General features: G+C 61.9%; 11 protein-coding genes. 5 read left to right on the forward strand and 6 right to left on the reverse strand.

The genetic code is table 11. The annotated features are described in order from the left end of the window. Window positions 1–169: 169 nt before the first annotated feature. From GNZ13_RS06085 to GNZ13_RS06105, 5 genes are all read right to left on the reverse strand, one after another. Window positions 170–1,243 (reverse strand): purine-nucleoside phosphorylase, encoded by a 1,074-nt coding sequence (locus tag GNZ13_RS06085; protein ID WP_172161399.1) that lies wholly within the window; start codon window positions 1,241–1,243, stop codon window positions 170–172. 243 nt (window positions 1,244–1,486) lie between these two features. After that, on the reverse strand, window positions 1,487–2,392 hold the full coding sequence (locus GNZ13_RS06090; RefSeq protein WP_172161401.1) for a cation diffusion facilitator family transporter: 906 nt from the start codon (window positions 2,390–2,392) through the stop codon (window positions 1,487–1,489). Window positions 2,393–2,548: 156 nt separating this feature from the next. Next, window positions 2,549–7,390 carry an NAD-glutamate dehydrogenase gene (locus GNZ13_RS06095; RefSeq protein ID WP_172161403.1) on the reverse strand — a complete coding sequence of 1,614 codons (4,842 nt, stop codon included), beginning with the start codon at window positions 7,388–7,390 and terminating at the stop codon, window positions 2,549–2,551. Window positions 7,391–7,535: 145 nt separating this feature from the next. Further along, on the reverse strand, window positions 7,536–8,312 hold the full coding sequence (locus tag GNZ13_RS06100; protein WP_172161405.1) for an alpha/beta fold hydrolase: 777 nt from the start codon (window positions 8,310–8,312) through the stop codon (window positions 7,536–7,538). Further along, a complete protein-coding gene (locus GNZ13_RS06105) occupies window positions 8,309–9,343 on the reverse strand; it encodes a M14 family zinc carboxypeptidase (protein WP_172161407.1) in 1,035 nt (344 codons plus the stop codon). The genes GNZ13_RS06100 and GNZ13_RS06105 overlap by 4 nt, the downstream gene beginning before the upstream one ends. A 291-nt stretch (window positions 9,344–9,634) precedes the next feature. Between GNZ13_RS06105 and phnC the strand changes: the two genes are divergently transcribed. From phnC to GNZ13_RS06125, 4 genes are all read left to right on the forward strand, one after another. Beyond that, window positions 9,635–10,564, forward strand: coding sequence for a phosphonate ABC transporter ATP-binding protein (gene phnC, locus GNZ13_RS06110; RefSeq protein ID WP_236001823.1), 930 nt, complete (start codon window positions 9,635–9,637; stop codon window positions 10,562–10,564). Between the two features lie 42 nt (window positions 10,565–10,606). Further along, entirely contained in the window at window positions 10,607–11,584 is a 978-nt protein-coding gene (gene phnD / locus GNZ13_RS06115; protein WP_172161409.1) for a phosphonate ABC transporter substrate-binding protein, read from the forward strand. Beyond that, entirely contained in the window at window positions 11,581–12,423 is an 843-nt protein-coding gene (gene phnE, locus GNZ13_RS06120; RefSeq protein ID WP_236001824.1) for a phosphonate ABC transporter, permease protein PhnE, read from the forward strand. Before phnD ends, phnE begins: the two co-directional genes overlap by 4 nt. Before the next feature lie 283 nt (window positions 12,424–12,706). After that, window positions 12,707–13,543, forward strand: a complete 837-nt coding sequence (locus GNZ13_RS06125; RefSeq protein ID WP_172161411.1) for a DMT family transporter — start codon at window positions 12,707–12,709, stop codon at window positions 13,541–13,543. 103 nt (window positions 13,544–13,646) lie between these two features. Here the strand turns inward: GNZ13_RS06125 and pdxR are convergent, their stop codons facing one another. Next, the gene (gene pdxR / locus GNZ13_RS06130) at window positions 13,647–15,164 is read right to left on the reverse strand and encodes a MocR-like pyridoxine biosynthesis transcription factor PdxR (protein WP_172161413.1); all 1,518 of its coding nucleotides are present in this window, start codon (window positions 15,162–15,164) and stop codon (window positions 13,647–13,649) included. 122 nt (window positions 15,165–15,286) lie between these two features. Here pdxR and GNZ13_RS06135 point away from each other — a divergent pair, with 122 nt between their 5' ends. Beyond that, window positions 15,287–16,570, forward strand: a complete 1,284-nt coding sequence (locus GNZ13_RS06135) for a 4-aminobutyrate--2-oxoglutarate transaminase (protein WP_172161415.1) — start codon at window positions 15,287–15,289, stop codon at window positions 16,568–16,570. The last annotated feature ends 207 nt before the right edge of the window (window positions 16,571–16,777 follow it).

The following is a 16,777-nucleotide window of genomic DNA, read 5'->3' on the forward strand; positions in this document are numbered from 1 at the left end:
CGCTTAGCAGGGGGTTCGAGCCGCTTTCTTTTGCCTACTTTTCTTTGCGGCGGCAAAGAAAAGTAGGTGCCTGCCCCGCACAGGGGCGACGCTAATAATCCAATATCAAATCAAGGAAAGGCCAACGCCGTAGGCACACAGAAAAGAAGCGCCGAGCAGGCAAAAAGCACTACCTTTTTGGCACCCCCTCCCGCCACTCCCCCCAATGCGCAGCAATATCCTGCACAAGCGGATTCCCCGACCGATACAGGTTCTCAATAGCAATCGTAAAACCCCCTTGCGCAGCATAGTTAAGCAAATTATCCGCACTAGTCTGCCCATCGTATGGCCGATCAAAATCCGACCCAGCCCGCAGCACCGCAACGCGATTCAAATCAACCTTATGCACAGAGGCCGCGCGCTTAAGCGCCTCATACGTAGCGTTATCCTCCTGCTGCGTTGTGCAATAGACACCGTTGCCATCCGTCAGAATCTTGGTCCAATCCCGAGCCCGCTGACCCAGCAACGTTCCGGACCACCAGGTATCGCCCGCGAGCGTATCGCATTGAATAACAGTAGGCGGCCGATTCGCAGGCGCATACGAATATTTGGCCCGCGCAGCCTGCGCCTGAGCGTTATCAGACAGCACAACGCTACGCGACAAAGCAAACGCCGTATCGGCTAGCTGGGTATTCAACTGAAACACCTCCGTCCGATAGTCGAGCGGCGGCTTGTCCGCAGAACTCTTGGTATTAATTCCAAGGTACCCGGTATTCCAGCCAGACGGAATCTCCCGCCCATCGATCTCCCACTGAATCCCGAAGTCAACCAGGTACTTCGCCCACGCGGCGGACCCGACCGTGCCTTGTTGCGGATCGATCCCGGCAATGCCGGCAACCATAAAGTACGTATGCCGCAAATCGAAGCGCGGCGAAAAGGTCAACGCCATGATCGACGCGGCAGCGTTGCTATGCCCCATGCCAGTGGTCATGACACACACGTCCTGCTTATTGCAATGAACCGTCGGGTAATCGGGCGATAGCCCGTCGACCGCAATCTCGCGCCATGGCCCAAGCCGGTCGAGCCATACCTGCCCCTCCGGCCCGAACATCGAAATGATCATTACCTTGACCGGCCGCCCGTGCGGGCCGCCGTCGTCTTGCGAGAAACCATCGTTGTCGTCCGCGCTGGCAGGGCCGGATGTGAAGGCGGCGCAAGCCGCGAGTGTAATTGCGGAGATTGCGCCAAGTGTGCGAGTCAGCATCGTGAATCTTCCTTTTTGCTTGTGATGCAGATTGGGAGAGGGCTGCGTTCAAGCCGAAGAAAGTATAGATGCGAAGAAATTATTTTCCACTACGTATCGCGGCATTTCATGCGCCGTGATTGAACCCTGGAGGAGCCTGCGCGGAGACCTAAGTGGCGGCCTAAGTGGCGGCCTGAGTGGCGGCTTGGGCCGAATCCGCCGGCCGCGGCTGGACCGGACGCCCCCCGCAAGCGGAACAACGCATCAAACCCGCGGCACGTCCGGTTCGAAAAACACCCAGCGCACTTGCGGAAACGCCGCCTGCAGGTCCGCTTCGATCACGTTGATCGCATCGACCATCGCGCGGCCGCTCGCGTAGTCGATCATTTCGGCCTGAACGGCCACCACCACGTGACGGCCCCACTGCAGCGTAATCATGTTGATGATGCTGCGAATCTCGGACCGGGCTCGCAGATGCGTCTCGATCGCGCGACGCACTTCCGGGCCCGCCGATTCGCCGACGATCATCGACTTCACTTCGCGCGCCACCAGCCAGGCAATCACCATTAGCAGCAGACCCACGCCGATGGAGCCCAATGCGTCGTAGACAGGATTTCCGGTCACCATCGTCAGCAGCACGGCGACGAAGGCCATCGCAAGACCCGCTAACGCGGCAATGTCCTCGCCGGCCACCACCAGCAGATCGGACTCGCGCGTTTCGCGAAACCAGCGCCATAGGCTTTTGTCGGGATGCGTCTTGCGGATTTCCTTAACCGCGCCCCACAACGAGAGGGCTTCGAGCACCACCGAAACGCCGAGTACGACGAGCGCCACATACGCATACTGCAAAGGCTCGCGCGCAAACAGACGATGCACGCCCTCATACACCGAAAACGCGCCGCCGACAAAAAACAGCAGCAACGCCACCAGTAGCGAATAGAAATTGATCTCGCGGCCACTGCCCATGGGATGCAACGGGCTCGCGGGCTTGCGCGCTTCACGCAAGCCGAATAACAGCAGCAACTGGTTACCGCAATCAGCGGTCGAATGAATGGCTTCGGCGAACATCGAGCCGGAACCGGTAAACGTGGCAGCAGCGAACTTGCAGATTGCGATGCCGAGGTTGGCGGCGAGCGCATAGAAAATGGCTTTCGGCGATTCTTCTTTCATCGTCGTGGAGGGGGTCCGTGAGTTTGCAGAACGCTTTCGGTTGGCAAGAGTTCGTATTGTGGACATGCCCGGCGGCATGCGTCCAACCCCGGCGCGGTTTTGCGCCGGGTTCCGTGACGCATGCAGCGCCTCGACCCTCGCTCGCGGTCCGTCGCGCTATGCCCTTTCGAGCGCAGCCATCTCCCGCACGATCACCAGCAGCATCGACAAGCTTGCGCCGCCCGTGGCCCTCAGATCGGCAAGCAGGCGCGCGTAACGCTCGAGTTGCGCGGCGCGCTTCTCGCGCCATGCCTGAACCAATACTTCCGGCGTCGACGCCTCGTCGGCGTCGGCCAGCGCGCTCGTGGTCAACGCGCGTTTCAGGCGTGCGAGTTCCGCCAGCGCCGTGGCGCGCGCCAGCATGTCCCAGTGCGTGGGCGCCGGCAGAGCGGCCGCGCGCTCGCTGATCCAGCTGTAGTTCAGCAACGTACCGAGCGCAAAGTAGACGCCCGCCACGAGTTCGAGATCGCGCCCGCAGGTCGACGACACCTCGGCGATGTCGAGCAAAGCCGCCGAGATCTCGCCGCTGGCGATTCGCACCGCCAGTTCGCTATCGACACCGGCGTCCACGAGCACGCGCTGCCGCTCGGACAGCGCTTCGAGATCGGCGCTCGGCAGCAGCGCGGGCCATTGCGGCGCGAGGCGTTGCGCCGCGTCGCGACAACGTGCGAGCAAGCCGGCGACATCGCCGTCGCTAACCGCCCCCGATTGCAACTGCCGCAGGAACCATAGCGCCGAGCGTTCGACGAGCCGCGCCACTTCGACAAACATGCGCGCCTGTAAATCATCGGCGACACGGTTATCCAGCGCGTCGATACTGCGCCACACGTCGTCGAGATCGAACACGTCGCGCGCCATGATGCAGGCCCGCACGATGTCGCCGGGCTTCGCATCGGTCTCCTCCATCAGACGATGCACGAACTCGCAGCCCACGCGATTCACCAATGCGTTGGTCAGATGCGTTGCGAGGATTTCGCGCCGCAACGGGTGACGTTGCATCGGTTCGCCAAAGCGCTGCCGCAACGGCTTCGGAAAGTATTCGATCAGCATGTCGCTGACGAGCGGATCTTCCGGCATCGACGATTCGAGCAGTGCGTCGTACAGCCACATCTTGCTATAGGCAAGCAGCACCGAACGCTCGGGCGTGGTCAGCCCTTGTTTCGCAGCCTGGCGTTCGGCGACTTCTTCATCGGACGGCAAGAACTCGATCACGCGGTTCAGGCGGCCCGCGCGTTCGAGATAACGCATCAAGCGCGCTTCGGCATCGAGCAATTCGACGCCGTAGCGGCCCGCAATCGAGAGCGCCTGGGTCTGGTAATAGTTGTCCTGCAAGACGAGCAAGCCGACTTCATCGGTCATTTCCGCGAGCAGTGCATTGCGCTGCTTCTCGGTCATTTCGCCGTCGGAGACGACCAGGCCCAGCAGAATCTTGATGTTGACCTCGTGGTCCGAACAGTCAACGCCCGCGGAGTTGTCGATCGCATCGGTATTGATGCGTCCGCCGCGCTCTGCGAATTCAATACGCCCGAGTTGCGTGAGACCTAGATTGCCGCCTTCCGCGACGACCTTGCAGTGCAGATCGGCGCCGTTGACGCGGATCGCATCATTGGCGCGGTCGCCAACCTGCAGATGCGTTTCACGGGTCGCCTTCACGTAGGTGCCGATGCCGCCGTTGTAGAGCAGATCGACGGGCGCCTGCAGAATCGCGCGCATCAATTCAGCGGGCGCGAGCGCCGGCGCGCTGATGCCAAGCACCGACTGCACGGCTGGAGACAGCGGAATGGTCTTGGCGGTACGCGGAAACACACCGCCTCCTGCCGAGATCAGCGACGGATCGTAGTCAGCCCAACTCGACCGATCCAAAACGAACAGGCGCCCACGTTCGGCAAGGCTTACCGCTGGATCGGGATTCGGATCGAGGAAGATATGCCGGTGATCGAACGCGGCCAACAGCTTGATATGCGGCGACAACAGCATGCCATTGCCGAACACATCGCCCGACATATCGCCGACGCCAACCACGGTGAAATCAGTCGTCTGCGTATCGACGCCCATTTCCCGGAAGTGCCGCTTGACCGACTCCCACGCGCCGCGCGCCGTGATCGCCATTTTCTTGTGGTCATAGCCGACCGAACCGCCCGACGCAAAGGCGTCGTCGAGCCAGAAACCATATTCCTGGGAGATCGCGTTCGCGTAGTCGGAGAAGGTGGCGGTGCCCTTGTCGGCGGCGACCACCAGATAGGGATCGTCGGGATCATGCCGCACCACATCGGGCGGCGGCACCACCGTCGTAACCTCGAGGTTGTCGGTCAAATCGAGCAGGCCGCGCAGGAACGTCTGATAGCAGGCGATGCCCTCACGCATCCACGCGTCGCGTTCGGTCTGCGGCGGCGGATTCTTCACGACGAAACCGCCTTTTGACCCGACCGGCACGATCACCACGTTCTTCACCATCTGCGCCTTCATCAAGCCGAGCACTTCCGTGCGGAAGTCCTCACGCCGATCCGACCAGCGCAGCCCGCCGCGCGCGACACGGCCGCCGCGCAAATGCACGCCTTCCACACGCGGCGAATACACCCAGATTTCGAACATCGGTTTCGGTTCGGGCAAACCGGGCACGTGCGCGGGATCGAATTTGAACGACAGATACGGCTTCGGATGGCCATCCGCATCGAAGCGATAGTAGTTCGTGCGCTGCGTCGCCTTGATGACGCCGAGGAATTGCCGGAGTATCCGGTCCTCATCGAGATTCGGCACCTGATCGAGCGCGCTGTCGATTGTCTTCAACAAGCCGTCGACGCGGGCCTCGCGCGTATCGCCGAGTACCGGATCGAAGCGCGCAATGAACAACTCCACGAGCATGCGGGCTATCGCCGGATTGCCGGTGAGCGCGCGTTCGATATAGGCGTCGCTGAAGGTCGAACCCACTTGCCTCAGGTACTTGGCATAAGCTCGCAGAATCGTCACCTCGCGCGCACTCAGTTGCGCGCGCAATACGAGGCGGTTGAAATCGTCGCTTTCGATTCCGCCCGTCCACACCTGTTCGAACGCATCTTCGAAAAGATCCTTCACGCGTTCGATATCGAACTCCGCATCGTCCGCGAGTTCAAGGCCGAAGTCGTGAATCCAGGCGGGTGTGGCATCGAGCGCTTCGATCAGATAAGGCCGTTCTTCATCGACGCGTACGCCGAGATGCTCGAGCATCGGCAAGCTGCGCGACAACGCAATGGGCAACCCTGCACGATAAACCTTGAAACGAAACGAGCGCGGCCCTGCTTCGATCGGGCGGTACAGGTTCATGGCGAGCCGCTCGCTGCCCTGCACTCGCTCGATCAGCTCGATATCGCGCACTGCGGTACGGGCCGGATAATCGTCGCGATAGCCGGGAGGAAACGAATCCGCATAGTGTTGCAGCAGACGGTTGCCCTGCTCTTCGCCGAATGCGTCAAGCAAAGCATCGGCGAGATCGTCCTGCCAGCGGCGCGTGACGTGTACGAGCCGCGCTTCGAGTTCGCGCGTATCGACACGGGGCATGCCACCCGGCTTTGCGTGCACGACGAAATGAATACGCGCGAGGGTCGACTCCGACAACAGCGGCGTGAATTCGACACTTGCGCCGTTGAATGCATCGGCCAGCAGGTTGGCGATGCGCTGCCGCAGATCGGTGTTGTACTTGTCGCGCGGGACGAACACGAGACACGACACGAAGCGGTCGAACCGGTCGCGCCGCACGAACAGCCGCGTGCGCTGATGCTCCTGCAAACGGAGCACACCCAGCGCGATATCGTAAAGCTGGTTTTCCTCGGCCTGAAAGAGTTCGTCGCGCGGATAGGTTTCGAGCACCGTCACCAGCGACTTGGCAAGGTGGCCCTTGGGCAGGAAACCGGCCCGCCGCACGATGTTCGCGCATTTGCGCCGCACGATCGGAATTTCCGAGGCCGAAACCAGATAGGCGGTAGACGTATACAGGCCGATAAAGCGCCGCTCGCCGATCACCTTGCCGTCCGCACCGCTCAGCTTGATGCCGACGTAATCCAGATAGCCCGGCCGATGCACCGTCGCGCGCGAGTTGGCCTTGGTCAGGAAAATGGGCGACGAGCCGGAGATGATATCGGCGGCCGCCGGCGGCAACGGCGTGACTTCGGGCTCGCCCGCGGGACGCTGCGCGTCGCGCAGGATGCCGAGCCCGGAGCCCGGGATCGCGCGCAGCCCAAAACCGATGTCGTGCTGCACAAGTTCGTAGTCGCGCTGGCCGAGAAACGTGAAATGATCGGCCACCATCCATTCGAGGAACGCGCGGGCCTCGACGCCTTCCGGCCCCGCCTCGCCGGCCTTCATGCCTTTGACCGTGGTGCGCGCGAGCTCGACGATCTTCGGCCAGTCTTCCACCGCCGCGCGCACGTCGCGAAGCACCTTGGCGATCTCGTCACGCAATGCGTCGAGCTTCGCTGCATCGCCGCAACGGTCGACTTCGAAGTGAATGAACGAGGCGAGCTGCGAGCGCATATCGGTGGAATCTTCAGCACCCTGACTCACTCGCACGATGCTGCCATCCGGGCCGCGCCAGATGCGAAACACCGGATGCACGACAGAATGCAGCGCGAGCCCGAGGCGGTTGACCGCCATCGAGACCGAATCGACCAGAAACGGCATGTCGTCGTTAACGATCTCGATCACCGTGTGATCGGAATGCCAGCCGTGCTGTTCGAGTATCGGGTTGTAGACGCGCAGCCGTTCGCTGCCTGGCACGAAGCGCTGCGCGGTTTGCCAGTGCGCGAGCGCTGCGCCGTAAAGATCGGCGATCGAGCGGCTCTGCAGGTCGTCGGCGTCGACGAAATCGTAGTAGTGCCGCAGGAACGGCTCGACGACTTTGAAGGTCGGCTCGGGCAAGCGCCCACGCGCAAATTCGACGACATCGTTGAGCAAGTGAGTGACGGCTTCTTCATTCTTTGCTTGCATGATCAACTCCCCCGGCGGGCGGCAATAGCGAGTATCGCTTGATTCGCATGCATCGTCTGAACGGGGATTATGCACCTGCCGCCAGGAAAGCGATGCGCGAGCTCACTTAGGTTATACCCGCTGCCGGTGAACGTGCTGCCGCTGTTTAAAGCGCGGCCTTCGGTCCCCCAGCCTCTTCTATCAGCCATGCTTGAACCTGTTCGCTGGTCCAAGCCGGGTCGTCGTGCGGCAGGTCGTGACCGGCCCATTGATGCTCGCGATGCGTTGCGCCCCACGCCGCCGCCAGCTTCGTCGAACACACCGGGTTGACCAGCTTATCGGCGCGTGACGAAAGAATCAGCAAGGGGCAATGCGGTTTCGTTGCCGCCGCACTAAAGCGCGCGGCGGCCCACAGCTGCCGTAACGCATTGCCCCGGCTCACCGGCGCACTCCGGCGAATTTCGCTCCATGCATCGAGATCCGCGCCCAGCGTGTCCACGTTATTGCACGTCAGCCGATGAATGCCGCTTTCCGCGCGCGGCGCGTCGCGCCAGTGCGCTGCGACGTCCAGAAGGCCCGGCCATGCGGATGGACGCAAGCGTTCGTGCATGCGGCTGAACGGCCGCATGCTGGTATTGATCAGCACGAGCCGCTCGATCTCGCCGGGATGCCGTTGCGCCCAGTCGGTCGCCACCATGCCGCCGAGCGACATTGCCAGCACGCGATAGGGGCCTGCTGCTCCGGTTTGCAGCGCAGCAATCCGCACGAAACCCACCATATCCTCTACCGCAGCCGGCGCGCGCAAGTTGGTGAACTCGCCGTTCCCGGGCAGATCGAGCAGCAGCAGGCGATCCGTGCCGATCGCCTCGCGCAGCAAGCCGGGCAAACGCCCCCAGTGGCGTGTTTCGCGCGTTAGTCCACGCAACAGAATCCACGTGCTCATGACGCTTCCGTTCTGGTCCAATGGTCGGTCGCGCTTTGCAGCAATTGCTCGCGACGATCGCCTTGCGGCAACCAGCGTTGCGCCGAGAACGCCGCGCGCGCGAGGAAATCGAGCAGATTCGCATGACGCCGCAGCACGCGTGCGGTGCGATGCGCCTTCACCGGATTAAACATGCCCTGGCGCGAAAACAGTTGGCGCGGATTCTTCTTGATCCACAGCCACGACCCGAGTTCGAGCGTCATCGGCAGGAAGACGTTCGGCGGCGGCGTACGGTCGTACGCGAAGTCCCACAGATCGCCGTGCAACAGATACTGGTGGCTCTGCGGTTCGAACGCGTAGCCATGATGCGGATGCGCGCGCTCGAACATGGTTTTCAGCACGTACATTTCCGGCAGATGCGGCATCAGCTTGCGCGTGCGCGCATAAGGAAACCAGATGCTATCCCGCCAGCCGTAACCCGAGTGACAGTCGAGCGCAATGCTCAGGGGCCGCGCGGCCATTTCGGTTTCGACCACCCGCAGGAGCGCCGCCGCCTCCGGCTCCATGGGGTCGCCTTGCTTGCCGCGATACCAGGGCAGCCATGCGCCCACCCGCTGGCCGCCGGCGAGCAGCGGCACGCGTTCGTCGGCATCCTGCGGCGCGTTGCGCATCAGATCGACACCGTTGGGATTGGCACGCGTGGCGGCCCACATGCCGCCCGGATTGACGATCGGCATAAAAATTAGACGAATCGACTGCAATTGCCGCACCAGCAGTTCGTCCCATTCCAGCCGGGCGAGCAGCGCGCGCATATAGTCGAGCACGAGTTGCGAGCCAATCCGCTCGAGTCCGTGAATGCCACCAAAAAACCCGATTGCCGGTGCGAGCGGATCGGTCGAACCGATACTCGCGGTGTGCACGGCGAATTGCCGGCCCCGCACCGTCGTCTCGCAGACGGTGCGAATCTCGAAGCTGGCGCTGCCCTGGTCGAGGATCGTCTTGAGATCTTCGTACTCCGCAAAACTGTCGGGCAGAAAGCTCAAAGGCTGCATGACGACGTCGAAAGGAACTGCAAGGTTATTGGGGACGGCACACCGAATGACGCAATATAGCCTGGCTGCAGGCGATCATGCGCAGCGAGCCCCACCCAATGCAAATCGTGTCATACAGGTGTCACTTTTTGTTCGAACGAATGACTTCTTCCTGCCTTTCTGGCGACGCAAAAAAGACACGTGAAGATATAGTCGTCTAGACGTTGCGATGCCTTCACTCAACCGTCACAGACGCTTCCTAGAATGGGCCCCACACATGCCGGCAATGACCGGATGCATCAAGGGGTACTTATGGAAGCAATTCGGGAAGCAATTCGGGAAGCAATTCGTATCGAACGGTTGAGCAAGACGTTCAGCAACGGCCGCAAGGCGCTGGACGAAATCGACCTGCGTGTCGAACCGGGCGAAATGGTTGCCTTGATCGGTGCCTCGGGCTCGGGCAAGTCGACGCTGCTGCGCCACATCGCGGGCTTCACGGCCTCGGATGCGCAACCGTCGCAGATCGCGATTCTCGGCCGGCCGATCCAGCAGAACGGCCGCATCGTGCGGGAAGTGCGCAGCATTCGCCGCGATATCGGCTTCGTGTTCCAGCAATTCAATCTGGTGAACCGGCTTTCCGTGGAGAGCAACGTGCTGATCGGCGCGCTCGCGCGGCTGCCTTTGTGGCGCCGCCTCACCGGGCGCTTTCCGGGCGCGGAGCGGGCGTTGTCGATGGCCGCGCTCAATGAAGTCGGCATCGGCGACCATGCGCGCGAGCGCGCCGCCAACCTCTCCGGCGGTCAGCAGCAACGCGCGGCATTGGCGCGAGCGCTGGTGCAACGCGCGCGCATCGTGCTCGCCGACGAACCGATCGCCTCGCTCGACCCCGAATCCTCTCGCCGCGTGATGGAGATGCTGCGCACGCTCAACGTCGAGCATCAACTGACCGTGCTGGTGTCGCTGCATCAGGTCGACATCGCCATGCAGTATTGCCCGCGCACCGTTGCGCTGCGTCGCGGCAAGGTGGTCTACGACGGCCCCTCCGCCGCGTTGAGCCCTGCCCTGCTCAAGAAACTCTACGGCGACGACGCCCGCGAACTGCTCGACGAGGCCAGCGCCGATAGCGCAACCGATCATGCGGACAACAACGCTAACGAGGGCGACACCGGCGCACCGGCGCAAGACACCGCCCCCACCTCGACGCGTTATGCGTTCGCCCTCAATCCGGCGCACTCGAGCTGAGCGCGCCCACTCATTCTGTTCACTCAACCGGACCTCAAAGCGATGAAATTCCTGCGTTCATTGATCACGCTGACCGTCGGCGCGGCCGCATTCGCCTGCGTCGCCACCGCACAAGCCGAGGACATCAACCTCGGCATCATCTCGACCGACTCGTCCTCCGTGCTGAAACAGCGCTGGGAACCGCTGATCGAGGATATGAACAAGCAAACCGGCCTGAACGTCAAAGCGTTCTTCGCGACCGACTACGCCGGCATCATTGAAGGAATGCGCTTTAACAAGGTACAGGTCGGCTATTTCGGCAACGCGTCGGCGATCGAAGCGGTGGACCGCTCGCAAGGCGAAGTGTTTGCGAAGGTCCTGTATTTGAATGGCGAAGCCGGTTACAACTCGGTGCTGATCACCAACGTGAACAGCCGCTTCAAGACGCTCGACGACGTGTTTAAAAATACGAAGGACGTCACACTCGGTTTCGGCGATCCGAACTCCACCTCGGGCACGCTGATCCCCGGCTATTACCTGTTCGCCAAGCACAACACGCCGGTCAACACGTCGTTCAAGGCCGTGCTGCCGTCGAGCCACGAAGCGAATCTGCTGGCTGTGGTGAACAACAAGGTCGACATCGCGACCAACAACACCGAGGAGCTCGACTCGCTGAAGAAGCAGCATCCGGACAAGTTTGCACAAGTACGCGTGTTGTGGACGTCGCCGCTGATTCCGTCGGACCCGCTGGTATGGCGCAAGGATCTGCCGCAAGCCACCAAGGACAAGATCCGCAACTTCTTCGTGAACTACGGGAAGACCGCTCCGCATGAAAAAGCGGTGATGGCGGCGATTACGGGCTACGCCGGTTTCGCGGCGTCGTCGGATGCGCAGTTGCTGCCGATCCGTCAGGTCGCGTTGTTCCAGCAGAAGCAGAAGATCGAGAGCGACACGCATCTTTCCGACGACGACCGCAAGACCCAGCTGGCGGCGCTCGATGCGAAGCTGAGCGCACTCAACACCGCCGTCGCCAAGCAATGAACACGGTTGATCTGATCACGTCGCCCACGCGTGCGAGCGAAGCGCTCGCCGCGCAGGCGGCGCGCCGTGCCGCCCCTGACGCAGGCAAGCGCAGCTGGCTGTCGCTCATCGGCTGGATCGCCGTGCTTGCCGTACTGGGTGGCGCATGGCACGGCGCCGATATGCGTCCGCTCGACCTGCTCTCCGACTCCGGCAACATGGGTCAGTTCGCCAAGGACTTCTTCCCGCCGGACTTCACCGAATGGCGGAGCTATCTTCACGAGATGTACGTGACGCTGTCGGTAGCGGTGTGGGGCACGGCCCTCTCGTTGGTATGCGCGGTGCCGTGCGGACTAATGTCCGCACACAACATGGCGCCGATGTGGATCGTGCAGCCGATGCGCCGCATGATGGACGCATGCCGCGCGATCAATGAAATGGTCTTCGCGATGCTGTTCATCGTCGCGGTGGGACTCGGTCCGTTCGCCGGCGTGCTGGCGTTGTGGGTGCACACCACCGGCGTGCTCGCCAAGCTCTTCGCCGAAGCGGTCGAGGCAATCGATCCGCTTCCGGCCGAAGGCGTGCGCGCCACCGGCGCGACCAGTCTTGACGAAATCATTTACGGCGTGCTGCCGCAAGTGCTGCCGTTGTGGATCTCGTACGCGTTATATCGCTTCGAATCGAACGTGCGCTCGGCGATGGTGGTCGGCATGGTCGGCGCGGGCGGGATCGGCGTGGTGCTGTACGAGGCGATCCGCTCGTTCAATTACGCGCAGACGGCCGCGGTGATGATCATGGTGATCGTGGTCGTGACGGTGATCGATCTGGCGTCCGCGTGGCTGCGCGAACGGGTGACGTGACCGCTCGCGATTCCTGAATGGCAAGGGGTTGGCGAGACGCGCTTCGCCAACCCTCATTCAGGTCGCTTCGATACTGCGTGCCAGCGTGTAAGTGCGCCGGCGTGCAAGCGCTGCGCCTGCGCCGAGGTTTAGCAGCGGGTTTTCGTTGCCACAAATTGCCGGTTTTCGCCACACAAAACCCCTTCACTTTAGTCGTCCACCCCTCCATTCCGGCGTTCTGCTGGAATAATCACGTGCTTGCGGCCGGCTCCCCTGGCCTTCTTTCTCCTCTCCCTGGTCTTTGATGGACACCTTTGTCGTCATGCTGGTGCTGCTCTCCGCGCTGCTTCACGCCACCTGGAACGCGTTTCTGCACCTATCCGAAGACCGTGTATGGCTGCTCGGCATGATGGCGATTCCGTATATCGCCGTCAGCTCGGTTGGCGTGATCGTGCTGCCCTTGCCTGAACTGGCGGCCTGGCCTTACATCTTCGCCTCGGTAGTACTCGAATTCGGCTACCTGCTGGCCCTGATCCGCGCTTACAAGAGCGGTGACTTCGGGCAAATTTATCCGATTGCACGCGGCCTTTCGCCGATGCTCGTATTCGTCGGCGCGCTGGTGTTCGCGCACGAAACGCTCAAACCGCTGGCGGCGATCGGCGTGGCGCTGGTGTCGCTCGGCATGGTCTCGCTGGCGTTCCGCCGCGGCATGCGGTTCTCCGGCGAAAGCGTGCCGTTCGCGCTGCTGACCGGCTTCTTCATCGCAACGTATTCGGTGGTCGACGGAATCGGCGCGCGCGTGGCGGGCAATGGCCTGAGCTACATCATGTGGGTTTATCTGATCTGGAATGTCCCGCAGTTTCTGCTTGCCTGGCATTGGCGCGGCGGCGCAAAGGGGCTGTTCATCGGCCGCACGGTGGTGCTCAAGGGCATCGCGTCCGGCGCGCTCGCACTCACCGCCTATTGCCTGATCATCGAGGCCTACCGCACTCTGCCGATTGCGATGGTTTCCGCGCTGCGTGAGCTGAGTTCGATCTTCGCGGTGCTGATCGGCTGGCTGTTCATGCAGGAGAAGCTGACGACGCGGCGTATCGTGGCGTGCGCACTGGTTACGCTAGGGGCTGTGTTGATTCGGATTTAAAGCACAGTGGCGCTATGTTGATGCCACGTTGTTGCCGCCTCGTTGCTCCGCTCTGAAACCGCTTTGAGGCCGGTTTGAAGGCGTAGAGCGCCCTCGCCCACGCTCACGCAAACTGCACAAGCGTCGCGTCGATCGCATCAGCCAGCGTATTGAAAGCAGGCGCGATCTCCTCGTCCGGCACGCACGCATAGCCGATCAGCAGACCCGACGGCGCCAGCGACGGTTGCGCGTAATACCCCGACAAAGGCCGCACGACGATATTGCGCTCCAGCGCGGCAGCCGCCACTGCGCGGTCATCGCTGCCTTCAGGCAATTGCATCACCAGATGCAACCCGGCATCGCCGCCCACAGCCGGCAGCGCATCGCCATAACGGTGCGCGGCAGCATCCAGCAGGGTCTGGCGACGCTGCCCGTAGAGGGTCCGCATCTTGCGGATATGCGACGTGAAATGCCCTTCCGCGATGAACTCCGCGAGCATCGCCTGCTGCAACAACTGCCCTTCCCGATAGAGCTCCGCGCTCGCGGTCGCAAAGCTCTCGGCGAGCGCCTCGGGCACGACCAGGTAGCCAATGCGCAAGCCCGGAAACAGCGTCTTGCCGAAGCTGCCCACGTAAATCACCTGCCCGGACCTGTCCAGACCCTGCAGCGATGCCAGAGGCCGGCTGCCGTAGCGGTATTCGCTGTCGTAGTCGTCCTCGATGATCCAACACTGGTTTTGTCTTGCGTATTCGAGCAGCATGCGGCGCCGCGCGAGGCTCATCACCATGCCGAGCGGATATTGATGCGACGGCGTGACGAGCATCAGCTTCGGCGGCTGCGCGAGATCGTCGGCGGAGGGATTGATGCCTTCTTCGTCGACGGCGATCGGGCGCGATTGCAAGCCGGACACGTGCAGCACGCTGCGCACGCCCCAGTAGCAAGGGTCTTCGGTCCAGATCACGTCGCCCGGATCGGACAGCAGACGCACAGCCAGGTCGACCGACTGGTGGATCCCGGTCGTGATAATGATCTGCTCGGGCGTACAACGCACCGAGCGCGACGTGCGCAGATAGTCGGCCAACGCATGCCGCAACGAGGCCAGCCCGCCGCCCGGCGCGTAGGTCAGCAAGTCCGGGCGCAGCCGGCGCCAATACTTGTTGTGCAGGCGGCTCCACACGCGCGCCGGAAACTTCGTGACATCCGGCACCCCGGGCATAAACGCGCCCCATTGCCGCTTCGACACGCCCGCCCCCGCAATGAGCCGCGCGCCGCGTGTCGACAACGCGCGGTTGCCCTGCAACGGCAGTGGCGGCGGCAATGACTCGAGCGGCGCGGCCGGCGTCTCGGCGTCGGGTACGCCGACGATCTCGTCCGGCGCGCTATCGGCGACGAACGTGCCGCGACCGGTTGCCGAACTCACATAGCCCTCGAGCACCAACTGCTCATACACTTGCGTGACGGTATTGCGCCCGATGCCCAATTCCTGCGCCAGCAGACGAGATGACGGCACCTTGCTGCCCGCCGGCAATTCGCGCGACAGGATCGCCTGCTGCAACAGCCGATGCAGCTGACGATAGATCGGCTGGCCATTGCCACGGTCGAGGCGCTGCGCCAGCCAGTCGGACAAAACGCTCGCGCGCATGAATGGCTCCTACATTTTTATTGAAATGGCTCTGAAATTAAGAGCCAAATCTCATTATAGTCGCTGCATGTGCTGCGCTGAGCGCGCGGTCCCCGCAAAACCGAGGAGCGAAGGAGATAACCATGAAGAATGCTGAACTGAAGAGCCGCAAAGACGCCGCCACACCGCGTGGCGTCGGGGTGATGTGCGATTTCTACGCCGAGCGCGCGGAGAACGCCGAATTGTGGGACGTCGAAGGCCGCCGTTTCATTGATTTCGCCGCGGGTATTGCCGTGTGCAACACGGGCCACCGTCACCCGAAGATTCTGGCGGCGATCCGTGACCAGCTCGATCATTTCACGCACACCGCGTATCAGATCGTGCCGTACGCGTCGTATGTCGAACTGGCTGAGAAGATCAACGCGCGTGCGCCGGGCGACTATCCGAAGAAAACCGCCTTCTTCACGACGGGCGCCGAAGCCGTTGAAAACGCGATCAAGATTGCGCGTGCCGCGACCGGCCGTCCGGGCGTGATTGCGTTCACCGGCGGCTTTCATGGCCGCACGATGATGGGCATGGCGCTGACCGGCAAGGTTGCGCCGTACAAGATCGGCTTTGGTCCGTTCCCCGCGGACGTGTTCCATGCCCCGTTCCCGAATCCGCTGCACGGCGTGACGACGGCTGATTCGCTGAAGGCGATCGAGTTTCTGTTCAAGGCCGACATCGATCCGAAGCGCGTCGCGGCGATTATTTTCGAACCGGTTCAGGGCGAAGGCGGTTTCTATCCGGCGCCGGCCGAGTTCGTGCGCGCCTTGCGCAAGCTGTGCAATGAGCATGGCATTTTGCTGATTGCCGATGAGGTGCAAACGGGTTTTGCTCGTACCGGCAAGTTGTTTGCGATGCATCACTATGACGTGGTGCCTGATCTGATGACGATGGCCAAGAGCCTGGCCGGTGGCATGCCGTTATCGGGTGTGGTTGGGCGTGCTGATTTGATGGATGCGGCGGCTCCTGGTGGCCTGGGTGGCACGTATGCGGGTAACCCGCTGGCGGTTGCTTCCGCGCATGCTGTGCTCGATATCATCGATGAAGAGAAGCTCTGCGAGCGGGCTACTGTTTTGGGTGATCGTGTTAAGGCGAAGCTGATCGCGCTTCAGAGTGAAGTTCCGCAGATCGCCGATGTGCGTGGGCCGGGCGGAATGGTTGCTGTTGAGTTCTGCAAGGCGGGTGGGACGGAGCCGGATGCTGACTTCACCAAGCGGGTGCAGGCAAGAGCGCTTGAGCGCGGGTTGTTGTTGCTCGTTTGTGGTGTTTATTCGAATGTGGTTCGGTTTCTTTTTCCTCTTACGATTCAGGATTCTGTCTTTGATGAGGCAATGGGGATTCTTGAAGCTGTGCTTAAGGAAAGTGTTGCTGTAGCTGTTTGATTGTTTTTTTGGCCTGCGCGGCGCTTGGTTATATGCCTGCCGCGTTGGCCTTTCCTTGTTTTCTTATTGGTCTATTAGCGTCGCCCCTGTGCGGGGCAGGCACTTACTTTCTTTGCCGCCGCAAAGAAAGTAAGCAAAGAAAGCGGCTCCAACCGCTAATTCTTAAGCGGGTCCCCTGGCTTGGAGGGGGTAGTGGTGCATCTGGAA

The sequence above is a fragment of the Paraburkholderia elongata genome, from assembly GCF_013177735.1.
GTDB lineage: Bacteria > Pseudomonadota > Gammaproteobacteria > Burkholderiales > Burkholderiaceae > Paraburkholderia > Paraburkholderia elongata.

Excerpts from the sequence above, each read along its gene's own strand:
- GNZ13_RS06085 (WP_172161399.1), bottom strand. The coding sequence starts at position 1,243 with ATGCTGACTCGCACACTTGGCGCAATCTCCGCAATTACACTCGCGGCT.
- GNZ13_RS06090 (WP_172161401.1), bottom strand. The coding sequence starts at position 2,392 with ATGAAAGAAGAATCGCCGAAAGCCATTTTCTATGCGCTCGCCGCCAAC.
- GNZ13_RS06095 (WP_172161403.1), bottom strand. The coding sequence starts at position 7,390 with ATGCAAGCAAAGAATGAAGAAGCCGTCACTCACTTGCTCAACGATGTC.
- GNZ13_RS06100 (WP_172161405.1), bottom strand. The coding sequence starts at position 8,312 with ATGAGCACGTGGATTCTGTTGCGTGGACTAACGCGCGAAACACGCCAC.
- GNZ13_RS06105 (WP_172161407.1), bottom strand. The coding sequence starts at position 9,343 with ATGCAGCCTTTGAGCTTTCTGCCCGACAGTTTTGCGGAGTACGAAGAT.
- phnC (WP_236001823.1), top strand. The coding sequence starts at position 9,635 with ATGGAAGCAATTCGGGAAGCAATTCGGGAAGCAATTCGTATCGAACGG.
- phnD (WP_172161409.1), top strand. The coding sequence starts at position 10,607 with ATGAAATTCCTGCGTTCATTGATCACGCTGACCGTCGGCGCGGCCGCA.
- phnE (WP_236001824.1), top strand. The coding sequence starts at position 11,581 with ATGAACACGGTTGATCTGATCACGTCGCCCACGCGTGCGAGCGAAGCG.
- GNZ13_RS06125 (WP_172161411.1), top strand. The coding sequence starts at position 12,707 with ATGGACACCTTTGTCGTCATGCTGGTGCTGCTCTCCGCGCTGCTTCAC.
- pdxR (WP_172161413.1), bottom strand. The coding sequence starts at position 15,164 with ATGCGCGCGAGCGTTTTGTCCGACTGGCTGGCGCAGCGCCTCGACCGT.
- GNZ13_RS06135 (WP_172161415.1), top strand. The coding sequence starts at position 15,287 with ATGAAGAATGCTGAACTGAAGAGCCGCAAAGACGCCGCCACACCGCGT.